The organism is Marinobacter sp. M5B (genome assembly GCF_042604615.1).
Classification (GTDB): domain Bacteria; phylum Pseudomonadota; class Gammaproteobacteria; order Pseudomonadales; family Oleiphilaceae; genus Marinobacter; species Marinobacter salarius.
In genome coordinates, this window is sequence record NZ_CP156894.1 from 4,110,853 (window position 1) to 4,130,193 (window position 19,341).

The following is a 19,341-nucleotide window of genomic DNA, read 5'->3' on the forward strand; positions in this document are numbered from 1 at the left end:
CATACCGATTACCTGAACTCAGGCTACCTACAAATTGGCGGGATGTGGGTTAAATGCACAATACGGTCTGTTCACCTCATTTTCATGTTAGTTAATGTCAGCTTTGCAATTTTTCGGCGCATTGATGTATTTCACGGATGCTTCAAGACTGGCAGCCGCCAGCGAAACGCTGCGATAGGAGAGACGGGAAATGCCGTGGTGGATGGAGCGAACAGCCTCACTCCAGGGCCGGGCAATCGGCACCCGTTGCAGAATATTGAAGGTTTCATCCGCAATCGACAGATGAATACGCTCCACTTTGAGAGCGCCGTGATTGAGGCCACTGGCTGTTATATCGGCAACGCCAGCCCACCAATTGCGATTATGTTCGCTCATAACAGCCACTCCTTCAGTTGGCTGGCCACATCCGGGTGATGGGCCAGACGGATATGGTCAACGCCGGGGAAGCTGGCGACACCACTGAGTGTCCAGCCCCTCCGCTCATGGCCACGAGCACTGGATTCATGCACCAGCGCATCTCCAAACAGGGCGTTGATCGGATGTTGACGGGATCGCGCCAGCAGGCCACAGACAACGTAATGCCGGGTTCCGGGTAGCAGAGGAGGTTCGCCCTCATTCCCATGAACAACCTCCCCGCGGGACAGATTGCGAATACCCTCACTGCGCAGATCGATCACCTCACCCACCACGCGCAGGTAATCCCGTGGTGCCCGGTTCATCAGGTCGGCTGTGGCCTTCGCGCCTTTTGCCAGCCAGGAACCATCGTGTGGCGAACCGATGTAGACACAGTCGGTGAGTTTCTCAACCCAGCGGTGAGCTAGATACTGACCATGATGGCAGGCACTGCGAATCAGCAACCCGCCCATACTGTGGCCCATCAGAATAATTCGCTCAACTGGCACCGGCCAACGGCGGATCAGGGTTTCCAGAAGCTCGGCAAGGTCTTCGCCATTGCGATAAATCGGTCGGCCGGTGTTGTAGCGAAGGGTAAGCGGTGTGATGGAGCGTCCTTCGTCAGCCAGTAGGGACCCGTAGTGAGTATCGGCTTGCCCCGGAAGGTCCCAAACCGTCTCCAGTTCCATCAAACCATGTATGGACAGGCACAGTGTCGAGCCGGGCGACTCCACTGCGGGTGCCGACAAGTCAATGGGCGAGCGCCCGTGGAAGAACTCCATGGGCACCGCCAAAGGGTTGTTTCGCGCCTCAAGCCAGTCCCCAAGGAACCCGCTGAGGATGGCCGAGGCGTGTCTTTGCCACACCGGACTGGTGTCTGTATCCATGCACAACCGCTACCGTTTGATGAGTTATCACCAGTCTACTCCGATAACGGCATTAACGATTGGCTGAATTTTCACCAGTTTACGGCGTCGAGGCAACTGACCTTCAATGGCCCCGGCCGGCAAGCCCCATGCAGTTGGCGTAGAAAGTGGTGGTGGCCGGCCAGTCCGAGAAGATACCAATCACCCCAACCTCCCGGGCCAGCACGTCAATCACATTGAACACGTCGCCGTCGTTATTGATGGCGTCGGTGATGGTCTGGTGATACCAACCCCCGCCATTGGCCAACGGACCACTACGCTCGACCGTCCAGGCGATCATATCCAGCCCCGCTGCCTTGGCGTTTTCAGCGTAGTCCGACGGCACGATCTGCTGGTGGCCATCCAGGGTCAACATTTTCCACAATGCGGGGGCCAGGATATTCACGCCTTGCGCAGACAGGCTTTCCATCCACGCCAGGGAGGAATTCTCCGGTGTCAGCGGCTCCTGATCCAGAAACACAGCCTGTCGTCCAAACCGCGGCGTTTCATTGACCCAGAACAGTACATCATCCAGCAGGAACGACTGCGGCCAGACATCCCTCGGGTTCACGCCGGCTTCAACGTAATCCTGAATCATCTGGCGGGCGTAATCTTCCTGGCTGTAGTCGCCCTCATAGGGCATCTCAACCACCGGCGTTTTCAGTTCCGGCGTGAACTTCACACCCAGTCGTTTAAAGAGTTCGATGCTCTCTTTATGGGTCAACAGGGTGCCGCGACTGCTGTAAAGCTCCGTGCGCCAGTCTGCCGTGCCTTCCAGGTACTCCTCCGGCGTGGTTGCCATGGGGTTGAAGGCGTCCATCTTGCCTTCCAGTGACTTGAACTCCTCCAGCGTGATATCGCTGGTGCGGCATTCTGCCTGCGCCTCAGTGCCACTTGCCGGGTCCGCCGGGACAAACGGCTGCGTACACTTGGCGTTCAGTTCCGGAATCGTCACGATGTTGGTGGTGGTATGGAGATCATTCTGTGCGTGACGGCAAACCAGCTCCCGATCCTTGGTAAAGGCAACATCGCACTCCAGGATGCCAGCCCCCATCTGGGCGGCCGCAACATAGGATTCAAGCGTGTGTTCCGGGAACTGCAACGGCGCACCCCGATGGCCGATGGAGAAATCCGTAGGACGGATTTTGTCGGCGCGGCAGGACTGGAGCCGGTCTTTCAGGCGCCCCTCATCCATGTCTTCCACCAGCCAGAACGGGCGCGGCCCCAGATGGACCTCGCGTTGACCCCGGTGATGTCTGTCCTTCAGATCCGGCCACTTGTCGTGCCATTTTTCAAGGCCTGGCGGAGTCCAACGATCCTCCTTGCCATGCCAATCCGGTGCCGCATGGGCGGCAGAGAATAGAGACATCAGTAATGCCATAACCAGTAACGTGCGTAACTTCATAACAAGCTCCCTGTGCAATGAATGGTACTGCACGGCTATTGTCGGCGCGGGGGGTTACGCTCAGGTGACGATCATGTGACTGGCGCGTCCGTGCCACTTTCCCGTGAGTCCGTTTTGTCTTTGTCTCGGGCCTGCTCGGCCTCAGCTTCCTTCATCAGGACCATGCCGCCCTGCAACAGCAGTGACTTCAGGCGAGGATCACCCTGCTCCACCACACCAAGAGTAAATGCCGCAAACACCGCTTCCAGTGGATTGTTGCGGACAAGGTCTCTGATGGCATCGATTGGTGACGTGGAAGACTGGTCATCACCCTCACCGGCGGCACTGGCGGTTTTCTTGGACGTAGCCGGACGAGTCATTCGATAGAAAAACAACGCCAGCAACAACAGGCAGGACATGCCCGTCACCGCCATGGCACCAGCCTCCCCCATCACGGGCGATAAAGCCAGCATGGCGGCATTGACGAGCATGTAAAAACCGGTAATCAACAGGGCGACCAGCAACACAAAGGCCAGCATAAAACCAATGATGGCCGCGACTGCCTTGCGCAAGACGCCCTGTAACCAGGCGGAATCGGGCATGATCAGCGGTCCAGCAACCGGCCAACCAACAAGCCTGCGAGGAACATGAGCACAACACTCAGGAACGGCCGCTCCTCGATTTTGTGCTCAACATCGTGCACCGCTTTACTGCTCGCATCCCGGGCACGGTTGAAGGCCTCATCACCGCGTTGCCGGACCTGATCAAAGGCCTCACGGCTTTCCCGGCGAATTTCATCACGAAGGCTGCTGATATTGCTCTTTTGCCCATCAGCAACGGCTTTGGTGAGCTTGGAGAGATCTTCGCGAAGTTGCTGCAAATCTTGCCTGACCTGCTCGTACTCGTTCTGACTGGATTTCGCTTCCATTTGTTGCCTCCTTATCAGTATGTCGTACTGCTATTTCGGCTTTCGGTAACGATTCACATTGTCCACTGACTACCGGCATCAGGGTTGCCCTGACAGAGCTGGCATTCAGCAACCATGGAAAGATATAGAACGACCACGGTTAAAACCACTGTAGCACAAGGTATGGGGCGGTAGATGAAGACCTCGTAATTGAGCGCCCCAGGATCACGGCGCCTCGGGTTCGTCATTACGAATCCGCAGAAAACTGGCAAATCTGGGAAGGCCTGTCGACGTGAAGCCGTAATATTTATAGGTAATGGTAGCCCCAACCGGCGGCGGATCTTCCCGTTGCTCATCACTGAATCCGGTACCAATGTGGAACTGGCGGCCATCATTCCGCCTTACTAGAACTGATCCAAGCATGCCTTCGTATTTTCCGCTGCCGGCAAGATGCGCTACCACGACCGCCTCGGCATCATCGTAACGCTTCACCTTCAACAGATCATCTGAACGGCCAGTTGAATGAAGGCTGCCGCCGCGACGCAGCATCAAACCCTCGCCGCCCTCGGACACCACCTTGTCCAGCGCCGACATCAAACGCTCATGATCCGTGGCCTTACGTTGCACGACCATGGCCAGGAATGGCGACGGTGATGGCTGCACCAACGCTTCCATAGCCGCAACACGTTCAGCAAAGGGCTGATCGAGCGCCGGAAGGTCAAACACCATAAACCGGATCTGGCGCCAACTGGGATCGACCGGTTCCAGCCGGCGCACCGCGCCGGACAGCTCCGCAAACCGGCCTCGCCCCATCCAGAGTTCGCCGTCCATGGGCACATCGGGAAAGCCCTCAGTAAACCAGTCAGGCGCCCGATACTCGTTGCCACCCCGGGACCAGAACCGCTCACCGTCCCAATAGGCCCGTACACCGTCCAGTTTCTCGCTTACCCAATAATCATCGAGGGCAACGCCTTCGTCGTAGACACCGGCCAGCGCCAGTTCCGGTGGTTCTGCATAGGCGTTGAACGCGGTAAAGAGGGCGAAAGCAAACCAAAACGGAATCAGGCGCCGCATTCACTCTGTACCTTCGCACGAAACTCCTGGCGGATACGCTCATTCTCCTCATCGTCGACAAACACCCGCTCGCCCTCCTTGTTCAGCCGGTACATACGTGAAACGCTCTTAAGATGCTTCAACCGTGCCCGTAAGGACTCACAAAGAGCCTCATGCTTAGCCGCTTTCGCCTCCTGCTTGGCTTTCGCTTCATTGCGCTCAGCCCGCTCCTGCTCGGTTTGCTCGAGGAATTCATTCATCCGCTCCTTGCGCGCGCGGGCATCGGCATCCGAAGACGGTGCGGGGGCTTTTAGCTCTACTTCATCAGAGGCTGCATTCACCGGCGGTCGGTCCCCGAAGTGGGTCTGGCCGTTTTCATCGACCCAGCGGTAGGTACCGGCCTGGGTGATGGGGGTAATTAGGAGGCAGAGGAGGAGGAGTCCTTTCTTCATTTTTTAATCTCCGTATACGGGACTACAGTTACAACTTACAAGCAGGAAGACCGGCAGGCCGCTCATCTTGGTTGCGATCCGCATAAGCCGAAGTCAGCTTGTGCAAATAGCGGAGAATCAGTAGTAGTTAATCTTCCCAAATATTGCTTCAATCTCTTTCGGCCATTTGTATTTTGAGGGTGTATACTTCGACCATACTATGGTCGGCATAAAGAAGAAAAATAATACATGCCCGAAAATACGACGACCCATTTGGCCAGCCACGTGCTGATTATAGGAGTCATAATTTGCTCCGTAGAGATTCTCCTCATCCTCTTCAACAACCCCCTCGTCGTAATACCTGACAATGAAATTCCATTTCCGATACATATCCTCTTCCTTAAACCCAGAAAAGATCTTCTTGCGCTGTAGGGGCATCTTGGGGGGCTTCCCGCAAAAGTAATGCTTTTCCCGCATGAACAGGTGGGCGTAGTACTGCCGCTCCCACACTACGCCAGAGCCCAGATACTGCCAGTTGTAGGAAAAGGTCACTTCCAGCTCGTCCCAGGGAATCCGGTAGAAGGTGCCGCGGTGTCCTATGTAGACGAACCCCTCCTTCCGGTCGATCCGGACCGGCAGCGTGTACGGAAAGAAGATTTCGAACAGGTAGACGGCCACCCAGACAGGACCAAAAGCGATCAATACTCCAAGCAACGCCTTTGAGTAGAACAAGCTAACAATCCAACCCAACGCCAGAACAATTATCATGAACATACTTACGATGACTGGCATGGCCCTTCGAAGAGACAAGAAGGCCGTCCTAATGTCCATGAGCCGCTCACTAATGAAAGCAACGCCTTGATCCATTCCTTCCGAGGAATCGGACACCCCCGCCACCTTACGGGCCGGCGGACTGGCAAGCCGCGCACCATGGGTGCGGTACAGCTTCTTTTCCAGTTGTTGCTCCAGGTCCGTTTCCGGAAAATCACACTTCAAAGGCGAGTCTTTCATCGACACCCAATTCCTCCACATCGTTTCCGTCCAGAATAAAACGGATCCCGTTTTCACCCGTCACTTTCCGTCCATCCTTCTCGTACTCGATCAACAGTTCAAGCTGTTCCCACCCGTCGTGGTTGTAGTGGGTAAACCCGTACATCAGCCCTTGGGGAGAGGGGTCTATCGTCCTCCTGCGATCAAACAGGTCGGTGATATCGCTCGAATCGTCGTCAGAAAACCAGTTCCTGTTCGCCTCGAACAGCTTGATGGAAACCGCGCAAGTCCCCTCAACAAAACCCGGGAAATACACTGCGAAACTCGTAAATTCCGACAGGACCTTATGTTCGCCCTGCCGGGATATAGCCCAATTCTTGGGCATGTACTCGGTTATCCGCACTATGGGCGAGAACAACATGTAGTAGAACGCATCCAGTTCCGCTTCAAAATATTCCCGGATTTCTCCGCCCTCGTCCGTAGAAGCGATGGTCCTGCTTGACTCCAGCAGTTCCGCGCTTGATGGCCGGGACTGATCATCCCAGTAACGCAACGTCGGCGCGTTGCCCCAGAATGACAATGACAAGAAATCCTCAATCCTGGACCGGGCGATGTATAGCTGAACCATGCTGATGACGAAGGAGACTGCGATCAGAACCGCGCCCACCACTAGCACAACGGCCACGCCTGCCCCGGTAAACGCACCCGCCACAGCCAGCGAAGCCAGAGAAGTGATACCGATGCTCAGCCCAATCTGGACCCCGGACAGAGCCACCATTGCGTGATGGCCTGTGTCCAAGGCCTTGAGACCCCGCCTTCCTTCCAGACCTATCGACAGTAAAACACCGACATAGGGAAGGGTCTTTGTGGTGATTGTCACGAAGCCCTTAGCAGCAACAGACAAAATCTTCACATCCTTTAAGATACTTAGAGCCACCGACACCCTCGCCCCAGCGGCCGACAAGTTTGCCCCGAGGGCTTTCGCGTACTCCTCCTTGATCAGCAACCCGCTGAGGTTAACCACACCTTCGCCGATGCTCCACAGGCCAGATACAAAATACCCCCACCGGTCGATGACGGATCGGTCGCCCAGCATTACATCCGGCTGGGTCTTATCCAGGCCGGAGAACAGGCTTGCCACATTAATCGCGTGGAAGAAGGTCACGGCTCCAATGAACTTGCCCCGGTTCTGTTTAATGCTTTCAACCACCGGGTCCAATCGGGTATGAAGCCAGCCAAAGGGGTTGTCCTTGAAATCCGGGGTCAGGTGGAACACGTCGATCATGGTGCCACGCAGGTAATTCCTGATCCTGGCATCCGCCATGCCGGCAGCCAGCGGCGTCATTGTCAGTTCAGACAGGTTATGGCCAGCAGCTTCCAGTGATTTGCGGTGGACCGCCGTGAGCAGGTCCGTCGCGGTATTCAGGGTGATTCCCTGTCGATGAACATCTATGCCATAGCGTTTCTGGACGGCCTTGGTCCATTTTTTCCACTGCGGCCAAGTCTGAGGGTCTTTCGCCCAGGTTCCCATCTTTGCGGCGGGGGCGGCAAATTCCAGCATCAGAACATCAGTGGCAGTGCTCACTCGCACATGTGCCGGCATGTCGAAGATACTGTCGACGATCTTCAGGCGACCATAATCAAAACCGGGAAGGTCTTTCAGTTTCTGGGCAATACCGTTGGTGGCAGATGCCAGGAACAGCACGGTACTGAGCATGTTTCCGACCGTACCGGCTTCGCCTTCGTCTGCAGCCAACCACTCTTCGGCGTCTTCCTTACCCTTTTCGGCACTGACATAGCCATCCAGTATATCTGCCAGTTCCTGCTCAACCGCTTCGAACCCTTCCGCACAGTAGCAGTCGTTGAACTCCAGTTTCCGGGCCAAATGGTCGGAGTCAACCCATCTCTTCCAGTCATCGAATACACGACCACGTGCTTGGTCGTATTCCTCAATTCTCTTATGGTAACCCTCTACGAACGCATCCTTGTCAGCGGAACGAATGCGTTCTTTCAGTTCTTCTGCATTCTCATCCCGCTCTTCTTCCGTTTCCTTCTTGCTGGCCTCACGGGCGATGAGCGCATCCACCATCTGGGAGGTGGAGTAGGCATATGCATTCTCCTCCGCGTAATTCGTAATCAGATTTACATGAAGCGCATGCAGTTGGCCCAGCTCGGAGGTGATACCGATTTCATCGTTAAGGGCAACGCAGTACGAAAACTCAGTTTCTTTCTTGCACTGCCCCTGCAAATCCGACTCGCTGATTCCTTGGGCGAAATCCGTCAGGCTCCACTCGAAATCCATTGGTTCTGGCCGAAAATCTTCAACCACTCCGTTTATGGCTTCGGTTTCACTGATATTTGCACCTTCACGCTTTTCCGGAAGCCCGCTCAAGTCAAACGGCTGCATATGCTCGTCGCGGACCTGTGCATCTGTTCGTACAAGTTCCTGCAAACGCACAGTCCATCGATGCTGCACGAATTTCAGGAGCACCTTTCCTCCAGCCGGGTGATGTATAGCGGGCAAAGCACTTTCAGCATCGACATCTGGAAGCAGTACAGAGTTCACACCGGGCTGTACTTCGGTTATCAGGCCCTGCTCATTGACCCGGTACTCATGTAGCGTTCCGAAAACTTCGGAGAACATGTAGACCCAACCGGGTGTCAGTTTTCGAACACAGTAATGAGTGGTTCCAAGCGCCACGGAAGGTGGGCGGAAGTTGGGGGGCAAAGTAACCTCTTCCTGACTGATCGCCCAGCGCACCGGATACAATGCAACGGTTTTGAGCTTGAGAGGGCACATCTGTGCCGCTGAGTCGATGTCATCAGCACCCTGTAAAAACGCTGAGCTGTTAGCACTACCCATGGACCAGTCCCTCCGTAGACTTTTTCTCGGCGAATTCTGCAATTCGCGCTATGGCTTTGCCTGGTACTGCGGAATTCTCTTTCCACAGAGTCTGTACTTCACTGCCTTCGAATGCATGGTGCCCAAGCCAGCCAATTGTGTTGATATACAGGGCGATGTCGCGGGTACTGTACAATCCCCGCGCTTTTGCTCCGTCGACTAGCGCAGAGACTGCCCCCCAATCCTGCCCATCTGCATTCGTTTTCTGAAGCAAATGGGGAAAGTAGTTTGCAACGTGAAGCTCGAGCTTCCTGAGGGCCGTCTCTTCCGCTGCTCTCTCCATCGCAACCTGGTGTTCCTCACGAATGCTGAACATCTCAGCCTGTTGCTCACTATTGGGTTGGTCATTGTGAAAGAACTCCCACTCACCCGTGCGACGATCCTGAATGGCAAACAGGCTACAAGGCCCCATCAATCGCCTCACATCTTCACCTGATGAATCCAGCTTCAACAGATGCCGCGCGATTTCAGGATCATAGAATCGGAACACAACGTCATCCCCCGTCACCAACCTGGCCATAAGCAATCCACGCAAATGGTCCATGACCCCTTCAAAATTGCAGTCAGACTGCATTGCGATCGCTACACCCTGAGACTTCCACTCTTCGAAACATCTAAGTGCCAGAGAGCTGTCTATTCCCGTTTCAACCAGCCATGGTGAAATTTCCAAAAGGTCAGCAAGCTCAGTTTCCCTGTAGAGCGCATCGCAATGAGGTGTTTCTAGTTCACGATAAATAATCTGGGACAAATCATTCACTTTTGCACCGTCGACAAGAATGAACGTTCTGCCCTTATCGGGAAATTCAGCCAGCTTACCCATCAGACCGCCCCTTGCGATTCTGGCGAGCAAACCTGGCAGATACCCTTACCCTGGTTCGCGGCATTTTTGATGGCGCGTATCTGGTCGGGCTTGGCCATCGGTCTTTGGGGTGTCTCCGGCAGTTCTTCAGCCGCAACAGCCCCACCATTCTTCTCCACCAACCCCGGCATTTCCGGCACCTGCACCTTCTGCCCACTGCCCTTGCCCGGTGACCCACCGGCATTCAGCTTGATGGCGGCACCACCCATGGCAACGCCACTGGGATCAATCTTCACAAAGCTACCGCCGGCCTTGAGGGTGATTTCCGCACCCGCTTCGATAACGGCTTTCTGGCCGGCCTTGATGTGCAGTTCGGTACCGGAGTCGCTGAGCCAGGCGGTGCCGGCTTTCAGGTGCAGGGTGCCGGTGACGTTGAAGCTGTGGTCCTTACCGGTTTGTTCCCGTTTCTCACCATCCACGGTGGCGTGGTCATTGCCCTTGATATGGGCCTTGCGGTGGTTGTCCACGGTCAGGTGGCTGTCGTTCCTGATGACTTCGGTGCGGTTGTTTTCCGTCAGCAGGTCCAGGTCTTTCTGGGCGTGGACGTAGATCTGTTCCTTGTCCGCTTCGTCCTCGAACCGCAGTTCGTTGCTGCCCTCACCCTTGTGGGTCTGGGTCTTGAGGGTGGTGCGGGTCTTGTGCTCCGGCAGCGCGTACGGCGGCGTGTTGGTGGCGTGGTAGGTTCTTCCGGTAATGATCGGCTGGTCCGGGTCGCCGTCCAGGAAGCTGACAATGACTTCGTTGCCGATTCTCGGCAGCGCCATGAAACCATACTGGCCACCCGCCCAACCCTGGCTGACTCTGAGCCAGGCGCTGCTGTGTTCGTCGTTCTTTGAGTATCGGTCCCAAGGGAATCGCACTTTGACGCGTCCGTGTTCGTCGCAGTGGATCTCTTCGCCTTTGGGGCCGGTGACGAGGGCGATCTGGGGGCCGTCCATCAACGGGCGGTGTTCGACCTGGGGCCGCCAGGTGCGGTCCGCGGGGATGGCGTTGAAGACGTTGTGGTAGGTGGTGGCGCCGTTGTTGCCATCCTCTTCCAGGGCCTGGGGTTGTTCTCCGGTATGGGTGATGCTGGTGAACAGCCATTCCCGGTTCAGGCGTGGGTTGTCGTGGTCGGTGAGTTCGACTTTGGCACCTACGGTGAAGTCGGGGCGGTTGCTCTGGCCATCGGCGATGGCGGCGTCGTTCCTGAGGGCATCGAGACGGCTTTCGGTAAAGGGCTGGCCGCTGGCATCCGCTTTGAAGCGACCGGGGTAATCGTAGTGCTGGTAGTCTTCCCGCTGGCCGTCCAGTTTGTCGGCCTGATGTTCGTGCATCAGGGCGTAGGCGGGGTTCTTGAAGGTGTAGTCCTTCATGGCCACGGAGGCGGCTTTCACCCGTTCCCGGTAGCGGAACTGGAAGACGGTACTCTGGCGGGTGCTGCCGCCAGCCTTGGCGTTGTATTCCACCGGCTCGAGCCTGGGGGCGTCGCCGTGGTGGTCGGCGATGATCAGGGCCGGTTGGTCGTTGCCTTCCACATCGCCGTGGTAATAGCGGTAGTGCCAGCCTTCTTCAGCGGCCAGCCGTTCGACAAAGGCCAGGTCGCTTTCCCGGTGCTGGACGCAGTATTCCCGTTCTTCGGGGGTGCGCTTGAGATCAAACACAGTATCGATAAGGCCCCGCTCTTCCAGCAGGGTGCGCACGATGGCGTCGGTGGCCTGGGTCTGGAAGATGCGGCTGTTGTGCATCAGGTCGAGGCGCCACAGGGGTGGCTGAACGATGACGTCGTAACGGGTGCGGCGGTGGCCGGAGTCGCCCCGGACGAATTCGTTGACCACGCCGGTAAAGCGCCGCAGCGGTACTCCGTCCTGCCACATCACCAGTTCCACGGGCTGTTCCAGCACGTCTTCGGGGGCGATGTCGGGCGAGGTACTGGCCAGTTCCAGCTTGCAATGGCACAATCTGGAAAGGTGCTCGGTCAGCTCGAAACGGGCGACCACGAACAGGTCTTTGGGGAGTTGGCCAAGGGTGGCCGTGAACTGCAGTCCGGTTGCCTGGGGCATGTCTTCGATCCTTGAAGCAGAAAATCCTGAACCGCCAATACAGAAAACGTCCTGTTTCCGTATTGGCTCTGGTGCATAGTCTAATACAGACTGCGTGGTATCTGGTACCCCGCCAGCAACTGCTGTGTGAACGGGTTGGTATTACTGCCCGCATGCAGGCGATAACGCATCTCGCCATCGTCCAACGCAAACCGCACATCCACGGCACTGCTGCTCACGCCGGTGATGTCGGCTTCGTCCAGCAGGCGAAACAACGCCCAAGGGCCGTTTTCCGAAATACTGCGTGGCGAGCGGTTCACTTCCGTGGGCACCAGGGTCACCCGGCTCTCAACCGAATCCCTCAGTGTATTGGGCCACACCAGCGGAATGCTCTGGCTGGGGCCGTGGCTGAACTCGACCAGTTGCCCGTCCACGTTCATCACGCTGCGGCGCTTGTTGGAAGACAGGTGCAACGGCTCCAGTGCAAACTCGACATCCAGCGAGCCGCTTCTCGTGAAGAAGGCACGGCGGATATTCTCGGCTTTCTCCAGCGAGGCCAGCACATCGCGACGAACCAGGCTGGCGCGTTTGGAACCGGCAATGTGTTCCGGATGGTCTTCCAGGAACAGTTTCAGGTTGTCGTTGTAAAACTGGTCCAGCACACCGTCCGGCGCAAAGAAGCGCTCGAAATCCTGCAGTGCGGCGTCGCGGCCGGCGCCGGGATTGAACGGGTAATGCCTGGCCAGACTCTGCTGGAACGGCTGGTAGACTTCCTGGTACCACTGGCGTTCCAGCTGCGCCACAGCCTGATCCAGCACCACGCGCCAGCTTTCCGAAGCCAGCTTCTCAAGCATGCGGTCCAGCGGTGCCGGCTGATTCGAGGCTACCCGTTGCAGGGTGAAGATCGGGTCCGCGCCTTGCAGGCCCATCCGGGCACGGGCGGCGGAGAGTGCAGCCTTGCCACGATCCGGTGCTTCCTGGATGCCACGCAGATAGGTGTGCAGGTTCTGAACCACGTCCATCACCTGTTCCATATCGCTGGGGTTGTCACCCCGTTTGTCGATCAATGCGTTCAGGTCGGTGAACTGTCGTTCAATCTCCTGAACCATCTGGAAGTGGGCGGACTGCTCCATCACTTTGCGGGCCGCTTCGGCTTCTTCACTACCACCGGGAATCAATCGGGTATTGGCGGTAACCTGCGCCAGCAACTGATTCAGCGGCTCGTGACCGCTGGTCAGGCTTTCCAGAATACGCACACCATGGTTAAGGTCGCTGAAGCTCTGGATGTCCAGCCGGCTCAGCGCCCGACGCCAGCTCGCCACGTAGTTTTCCGCGTACAGGGATTGCAGTTGCGCCTGCAGCCGCGCTTCATCCGCCTTACTGAAGTTCACATCGTCCCGACGGCCCAATACCCAGGCATCAACCAGAGCCAGTTCCGTCACCGAGCCGGATTTGCGCAGGAACCAGGAATCCAGGCCTTCACGGGTCAACAGTGATGGAATCACCACCGGATCTTCCTGTTCGGTGTTCTCCTCATCAAGAGGTTCGCCGAACTCATCCAGGCGTACGAACACGGTGCTGAAGGCCGGTCCGGACTCCCGGGCCAGATCCAGCGGTGAGCGGAAATTCTGCTCCGCTTCTTTCTCCAGATCCCGATAAACCCGGTCCGGAGTCGCAATGCGGCCGAGCTCGTGCTGGGCCCATTGAACACTGCTGCGGAAGGGGGCCAGGGCCATGTCGGCGGTCTTGTCACCCGCTTCCACCCTCTGGTTCAGGTCCGTGTGCAGCATCGCATAGTCCAGGTGGCTGAGCAGCCGTTGTTGCAGGTCCCGCTGCGCCGGGTAGGCGCGTTGCCAATAATCGCTCATGTAGCTGTGGACAATGTCCCGGCGGCGGCCACTGGCATCGTAGAGCATCCGCAATACACGCAAGTGGTCGAGGCGCTCAGAGCTGGTGTCCGGGGCATCGCTCATCTCTTCCATCACGCCCAGCATCAGCGCGGGCATGAACTGGTAGGCCAGCATGTCCAGGTAGGATTCTTCCACTTCCGGACCAACCTTGTGGCCTTTATACAGGCCCATATCCGCCACGACAGCCGGTTCCGCCCGGTAATCACCAAACGCCAGGGTGGCTTCCCGCAGCTGGTCCAGAGGCTCCAGCAAATTGCGGCCAGTGGTGTCAGGTTCGTAGCCGATGGGGCGCCAGTTATCGATAAAACTGCGTACCCGCTCCTCCACCGCGGTAGCGGCCTGTGCATTTTCGATAAAGTAGTGCTGCCATCCGGCGGTCATACCCAGGCCGGCGGCAACGGCCACGACGGCCGCAACAGCAATGCGGCGACGCCGACTACCAACCACTTTCTGGTTGTCACCAGCCAGGCCCGCTTCGCGATAGATAATGTTGGGAAACAGCTTTTCGGTGAACAGGCTTGAGGACTGCCCACCACGCTGAGCCGGCTGTATTGGGCTGGCAAGCCCATAATTCGCGGCAGCGGCTGAGACAAACGCATCTTCCGGCACGCCTTCCTGAACCACGGAGGTAAAGTAGGTGCCTCGCACCAGGGCCGGCGTTGAAAAGGCATCCGCAGAAAGCAGGTCTGCCAGGAACTGCTCAAGCACTGGCTTCAGGCCGGCCAACTGGCGGGTAAAGGAATAAGCAGCGGCACGCTCTTCAGCATCCCTTGTGGCAGACAGCACGTCCGGAAGCCGCTCACCAAGCTGTTCCGCGAGTTTGCTGAAGCTTTGGTCAAACTCGCCCAGCCAGTCGTCGGCATCCAGTTGGCCGTCCAACTGGAAGGTAAAGCCCAGGGGCTGCTCACGCTCGGCTTTGGAGAGTGTGCGGGCAAACGGTGCAAACCCGTAGAGCAGGTCCATTTTGGTAAAGCTGATGTACACCGGCAACTGGGAGCCCAACTGCTCCATCAGTTCCCGCAGCCGGGTACGAAGCAGGATGGCCTGGGCCTGGCGCTGCTGTTCATTGCCAGCACTCAGGCGAGCAAGATCAACCGCCAGCACAACGCCATTCAGGGGGCGCTGGGGACGATTCTTTTCCAGCCAGGTGATGAAGTGGGTCCACAACCGCTGCTGGATATCGCTGGTGGCGCCCTCGCCGTCGTTCTGGCTCAGCAGTTCGCCGTCCGGGTCAATCAGTACACCGTTGTCGCCCACCCACCATTCAAAACCGAAAGGGTTACGCTCGGTGCGAGGATTGCGGGTGACGTTGGTGAGGGTGTATGTCTGCCCTGAGCGCTGGATGAGGCTGGTTTTACCGGCATCTTCCAGGCCCATCACCAGGTACCAGGGCAAACGATAGACACCGTTTCGGCCCGGCAGGTTGCTCTTGAGTTCCGTCAGGCGACGATCAAGCAGGCGCTGCTGGCGCCGTTCCAGCGGCAGGATGGGATCTTCCTCTTCCTTCTGCTCTTCCGCCTTGGCGACGTTCACTTTACGCAGCTTGCGCGCCAGCATCATGCCCCAGACCATGGCCACCAGCAGTACCACCACCAGCGTCACCAGGGCACGCATCTGCCAGGCTGCCAACGGGTATTCACCGCCGATTTCCAGGCGCGGGCCCAACCACCAGGTTGCGGCCAGCAGCACCACCACACCCAGCGCCAGGGTAATCGGCGCCGCACTGCGCACAAAGGGCAGTATCCGTCGTCCAATGAGTAGGGCTTGTCTCCACATGGTGTCCATTCCTGTCAATTTGATCCATCAGTTGTTATGCGAGTCTGTCCAGCCTGGCCACCAGGCCGGGCTCCCAGTCTTCAAGATTCATCCCACGGGTCTGCTCACGCAGATCCTGCACCTGTTGTTTCGCCAGGCTTTTCATACCGCTGTCTTTCATCAACTGGCTGCTCATCAGCCGCCAGTAGAATCGGTCACGGGGCTCGCGGGCGGAGTCCAGGCCTTCTTCCAGCAGCTTCATGGCCGGCGCCAGACCCTTCTGATCCAACACTGCCCGGGCATCCTCGTAAGCCTGTTCCCATGCACTCGCGCCGCCTGCGGCGCCACCTTTCGCCGGGCCGCTGAGCATCCAGTCGGCCACCGCTTTGGGCAGAAAAGGCGTGCCGTCGTTAAAGGTCATGTCCGCCAACTCTGGCAACCGCTCAACGAAGGCTTTGACCGCCGTGCGGATAGCTTCGGCACAGGTCTCATGCCCCAACGAAGACGCCACTTGTGCGCTTAACCAGTGGCCCTCCAGCCAGAACGGACTGACCGACAGGCTTTGCTCAATGCGTTGCCAAAGCGCCAGGTCCGGGGTTTTGGACAGGCTCTCGCGATAGTCAGCCACCCTGTCGGCACTGACCGCCGCCAGATCGCTCTTGATGCCGTCGCGTGCTGGTGGAACCGAGGTAATGGTCTGCCAGATGGCGTAACGGCGGAGCTGATAGCCCAATGCATCGGCGGGCGTGGTTTCGGTCAGCATATCCGCCACTTTAAGCAGGCTCTGGCGGGTGGCCCGCTCATTGGCGGGGTCCAGGGTCAGGCTGCCCAGAGACGCGGAAGAGGTGCTGCTGGCTTGCGGCGAAGAGGAGCCGGCCGATGACGTACCCGTGGTTTCGGTATTATCGATGGCTTCCGACGGCCTGGGCGTATCGGAAGGCGATGGCAGTTTTTCCACGGCCCGACGCAAGTCGACCAGGCCGTCATCCGGCAGCTCCAGTGCACTCGCCTGTTCCAGCAGCTTGGCGAGCGTGGTCAGGCAGAATTCCCGGCCATCGCCCACGCCGCCGTCGAAGCTCAGTGCCGACACTTCCTTGAGGGCTCGTTGCAGAATCTGGGTCATCAGCATCTTGCGGGCGCGTTTGCCCTTGTCGCCCGGATAAGGCCAGGCATCGTGCCACCAACTGTCCAGTACCCGGTGCAACAGGTACAGCGACAGCGCAAACCGTTCACCGTTGCCGCCACGCTGCAGGCACAGCAGAAGAAATCCCAGCACCTTGAGATCTTTACTGGTGTCTGACAGCAAGCGAAGCGATTCACTCTCCACCTTGCCCCATTCAACACCGGTGTGGGCCAGCGAGCCCACTTTCATGATTTCGTTCTCAAGGTATTCCATGGTGGGGTCGTCCATCAGGTTTTCACCCGTGGCGCTCTCACCGGAAAGCCTATTCAACACCTGTTCAACGTATGGATGCTGCTCTACTGCCTGCATGTCCAATCCCTGTCTTTGCAAATGGCACTACACATTCTTGATAAAGATCACTACCAGCCACACGCTTCCCGCAGTGGCTCAAGGGTTTCCCGAAACCCGGTCAGGTCGAACATCAACCCGTCGACGACGCCACTGGACGACGCCACAGTCACTCCGGACGCGGCCGCCATGTTTCGCACGGTTCGGATGGCGGGCAGCCCCCGACCACCACTGATCACGAAACCGTCGTCCCGGACCCGCCAGATCTGACGGCCCTGGCCAAAATCGACGGTGACCCGTTCCTCTTTCACTGCCTCCGGCATCATCAACGTCAGTTCGGTGATGTTGTTGTGACACTGCACCGCCAGCAGCGGCCTCGGCGGTTTGACCCCAAGGGCACTGAGCGTCAGCAGATGTCCTGCCAGCTCCGAAGTATTGCGATACAGCGGGCCGTCACCCGGGCGGCGGCGCTGTTCCTGAGCAAAGGCCTGGCGCCAGCGCTCGGGCTGGTTTCCAACGATGGCGTCTTCAACCGCCACTGAAAACGGGGTACCAAACACCTCGTCAAAACACGCCAACCGTTCCAGGCGCTGGCTCTCTTCGGTACACGCCATGGCCTCGGCCACCTGGGGATTGCCCTGCGCATTGGCGGCCAGAGACATCGTCGTACCAAGGGCGCAGAGCACAATGGCAAGGAGGCTGTTACTTCGAATACTTGGGTTCACGCTTCTGTCACCTGATACTTCAGACATTTATGGGCCAGGGTGCGCTTGGGCAGCCCCAGGCTTTCCGCTGCCTGGGCACGGTTACCACCGTATTGGCGCAGGCGTTCACGAATAATGGCTGCCTCGAACGCCTGGGCCGCAGCCCGAAGGTCGTCCACTTCATCCGCCTGGGGCATGCCCGGTACGGCAGTTCCCTGAAAGTCACTGGCCACACAGGTTTCCTGGCTCGGAAACAGGTCATCCAGGCGCAGTACTTCCGGCTGAATATCGTCACCCACCGGGGTTTGCAGGCAGGCAAACTCAACAATGTTCCTCAGCTCCCGGGCATTGCCGGGAAAGTTATATGCCGCCAGCATGCCCAAGGCATGGCTGCTGATACCCAGTGGGCCGGCGCCCTCGCGGGCCGTGTACTCACGGATGAAATGCCGGCACAGGGGTTCCAGATCTTCCGGGCGCTCCCGCAATGGCTTGACCCGCAACGGGAACTGGCTGAGCCGGTAGAACAGGTCGCGGCGGAACCGGCCCTCTTCGATACAGTCACTCAGTGGCTGATGGGTGGCCGCGACCAGTCGAAAATCAGAGTGTTGTTCCTGCTGAGCTCCGAGTGGGCGGAAGCGTCGGCTTTCCAGCACCCGCAGCAGTTTGGACTGCAGAGCCATGGGCATGTCGCCGATCTCATCCAGGAACAGGGTGCCGCCATCCGCTTGCGCCAGCAGACCTTCCTTGGCTCGGTCGGCACCGGAAAACGCACCCTTGGTATGGCCAAAAAGTTCGCTTTCCAGCAACGAGTCCGGGATGGCGGCGCAATTGACCACCACCAAGGGCCCTTCGGCCCGATCCGAAAACCGGTGAATGCCCTGGGCTACGAGATCCTTGCCGCAGCCGGTTTCACCCTGCACCAGAACCGAGAGCTGGCTGCCTGCGGCCCGGACAATCTGGGCGCGAAGGTCGGTCATGCCTTTGGAGTTGCCAACCAGAGTGGTCGCCAACTCTTCACAGCGCTGGCGTACGGCTTCTGCGTCGTGGAGGTGGTCGAGGGAGCGCTTGAGCATGCGCCGCTGCCAGACTTGGTCGCTGGTCTTGAGCTGGCTGACCCATTGGTGAGACAGCAGGGTCAACAAACCGCGGTACAGTGGCTGGGCGGTGATGCCGTCCCATTCGGGTTCTTCATTACACAGCACGAGGATGCCAAGAGTGCGGCCGTCTTCGCCTTTGATGGGTTCCAGCCAGAATGAGCGGGGCCGGTTGCTGGCGTCGACCAGGGCCTGGAAGCCCGGATGATCCAGACGGTAGCTCGCGGCCCGTGACAATTCCCTGGGTTTGCCCTGTTGCAGCAGGTGGGCAAAGGGGTGGCTGAAGTCACCGCAGTCGAATTCGCCCTGCTCGCCCAGTGCCGCGCAGTGAAGCGTGCGGCCGCTGAGGTCGAGTTCGAGTGACCAGCAGCGGGTGAGGCCGAAGGTGTTTTCGAGTTGCCGTGAGGCGACTTTTAGCAGGGTTGGCAGGTTGTCCTGCCGGAGCAGTTCAACCGCCAGGTCTATGCCGGTGTGCAACTCCGTCTGCATCCGTCCCATGTTTCTATTCCCTGAGATGTTGAGTTCGCCGACCGCAGGCCCTGTGGCTCGGCTTTCCAAAACA

The 19,341-nt window shown here is 58.1% G+C and carries 15 protein-coding genes; all 15 read right to left on the reverse strand.

The features are described 5' to 3' along the window. Positions 1–87: 87 nt before the first annotated feature. The 15 genes from AAGD24_RS18660 to AAGD24_RS18730 all read right to left on the reverse strand — a co-directional run bounded on the left by AAGD24_RS18660 (position 88) and on the right by AAGD24_RS18730 (position 19,268). A complete protein-coding gene (locus AAGD24_RS18660; protein WP_051947076.1) occupies positions 88–375 on the reverse strand; it encodes a hypothetical protein in 288 nt (95 codons plus the stop codon). Further along, on the reverse strand, positions 372–1,280 hold the full coding sequence (locus AAGD24_RS18665) for a triacylglycerol lipase (protein ID WP_041335473.1): 909 nt from the start codon (positions 1,278–1,280) through the stop codon (positions 372–374). Before AAGD24_RS18665 ends, AAGD24_RS18660 begins: the two co-directional genes overlap by 4 nt. A 103-nt stretch (positions 1,281–1,383) precedes the next feature. Beyond that, complete coding sequence (locus AAGD24_RS18670; protein WP_379865944.1) at positions 1,384–2,703, reverse strand: glycerophosphodiester phosphodiesterase family protein; 1,320 nt, start codon at positions 2,701–2,703, stop codon at positions 1,384–1,386. Between the two features lie 71 nt (positions 2,704–2,774). Next, positions 2,775–3,284, reverse strand: coding sequence for a hypothetical protein (locus AAGD24_RS18675; protein ID WP_041335468.1), 510 nt, complete (start codon positions 3,282–3,284; stop codon positions 2,775–2,777). A gap of 2 nt (positions 3,285–3,286) precedes the next feature. Then, entirely contained in the window at positions 3,287–3,610 is a 324-nt protein-coding gene (locus AAGD24_RS18680) for a YqjD family protein (protein ID WP_036211199.1), read from the reverse strand. Positions 3,611–3,814: 204 nt separating this feature from the next. Further along, a complete protein-coding gene (locus tag AAGD24_RS18685; RefSeq protein WP_075195613.1) occupies positions 3,815–4,663 on the reverse strand; it encodes a DNA ligase in 849 nt (282 codons plus the stop codon). Continuing rightward, positions 4,651–5,094, reverse strand: coding sequence for a DUF4124 domain-containing protein (locus AAGD24_RS18690; RefSeq protein ID WP_379865947.1), 444 nt, complete (start codon positions 5,092–5,094; stop codon positions 4,651–4,653). Before AAGD24_RS18690 ends, AAGD24_RS18685 begins: the two co-directional genes overlap by 13 nt. Positions 5,095–5,211: 117 nt before the next feature. Next, entirely contained in the window at positions 5,212–6,084 is an 873-nt protein-coding gene (locus tag AAGD24_RS18695; RefSeq protein ID WP_075195611.1) for a hypothetical protein, read from the reverse strand. Beyond that, the gene (locus AAGD24_RS18700; protein ID WP_379865948.1) at positions 6,059–8,926 is read right to left on the reverse strand and encodes a toxin VasX; all 2,868 of its coding nucleotides are present in this window, start codon (positions 8,924–8,926) and stop codon (positions 6,059–6,061) included. The genes AAGD24_RS18695 and AAGD24_RS18700 overlap by 26 nt, the downstream gene beginning before the upstream one ends. After that, positions 8,919–9,785 (reverse strand): DUF4123 domain-containing protein, encoded by an 867-nt coding sequence (locus tag AAGD24_RS18705; RefSeq protein ID WP_379865950.1) that lies wholly within the window; start codon positions 9,783–9,785, stop codon positions 8,919–8,921. Before AAGD24_RS18705 ends, AAGD24_RS18700 begins: the two co-directional genes overlap by 8 nt. After that, on the reverse strand, positions 9,785–11,866 hold the full coding sequence (locus AAGD24_RS18710; RefSeq protein WP_379865952.1) for a type VI secretion system Vgr family protein: 2,082 nt from the start codon (positions 11,864–11,866) through the stop codon (positions 9,785–9,787). Before AAGD24_RS18710 ends, AAGD24_RS18705 begins: the two co-directional genes overlap by 1 nt. 80 nt (positions 11,867–11,946) lie before the next feature. Next, positions 11,947–15,531 (reverse strand): type VI secretion system membrane subunit TssM, encoded by a 3,585-nt coding sequence (gene tssM / locus AAGD24_RS18715; RefSeq protein ID WP_379865954.1) that lies wholly within the window; start codon positions 15,529–15,531, stop codon positions 11,947–11,949. A 34-nt stretch (positions 15,532–15,565) separates the two neighbouring features. Continuing rightward, a complete protein-coding gene (tssA, locus tag AAGD24_RS18720) occupies positions 15,566–17,002 on the reverse strand; it encodes a type VI secretion system protein TssA (RefSeq protein WP_379865956.1) in 1,437 nt (478 codons plus the stop codon). Between the two features lie 50 nt (positions 17,003–17,052). Further along, the gene (gene vasI / locus AAGD24_RS18725) at positions 17,053–17,706 is read right to left on the reverse strand and encodes a type VI secretion system-associated protein VasI (protein WP_036211226.1); all 654 of its coding nucleotides are present in this window, start codon (positions 17,704–17,706) and stop codon (positions 17,053–17,055) included. Beyond that, on the reverse strand, positions 17,703–19,268 hold the full coding sequence (locus AAGD24_RS18730) for a sigma 54-interacting transcriptional regulator (RefSeq protein WP_085681933.1): 1,566 nt from the start codon (positions 19,266–19,268) through the stop codon (positions 17,703–17,705). The genes vasI and AAGD24_RS18730 overlap by 4 nt, the downstream gene beginning before the upstream one ends. Between the last annotated feature and the right edge of the window lie 73 nt (positions 19,269–19,341).